At 68.1% G+C, this 523-nt stretch carries 1 protein-coding gene; it reads right to left on the bottom strand.

What is annotated here, in order from left to right; genetic code table 11:
* A partial coding sequence (locus EOD15_RS35335) for an ABC transporter permease subunit (RefSeq protein WP_148129857.1) occupies positions 1-523 on the bottom strand: 523 nt, incomplete at both ends.

Below are 523 nucleotides of genomic sequence, written 5' to 3' on the forward strand. Positions count from 1 at the left end.
TAGAGCAGCCAGGTCAAGGGCAGCGACATCGCCACCATGATGAAGGCGTAAGGTGCCGCGGAGGCATAATCAATCTCGCCGCTGTAGGACCAGAACGCCATCGCCAGCGTGCGGGTGCCGTTCGGCGCCAGCATCTGGGTGGCAGTCAGTTCGTTCATGATGCCGAGCGCCACCAGCGCCATGCCGGCCGCGGCACCCGGCGCCGACAGGCGGATCGTCGTCGACCACAGCGCCTGCAGCGGCGGGCGGCCGAGGCTGGAAGCGGCGCGTTCGAGCTCGACCGGTGCCTGCGCGATCGACGCCCGCAGGCTGACCAGCGCGCGTGGCAGGAACATCAGCGCATAGGCCACCAGGATGGTGAACAGGGTCTGGTAGAGCGGCAGCGCAATGCGCACCGTGATGGTGACCAGCGCCAGCGCAATGACAACCCCCGGCAACGAGCCGACGATGTAGTTGCAGCCCTCCAGCAGGCGCTGCAATGGCCCGGGGGCGCGGATCGAGATCCAGGCCATCGGCATGGCGG

Source organism: Mesorhizobium sp. M7A.T.Ca.US.000.02.2.1 (genome assembly GCF_003996995.1).
GTDB lineage: Bacteria > Pseudomonadota > Alphaproteobacteria > Rhizobiales > Rhizobiaceae > Mesorhizobium.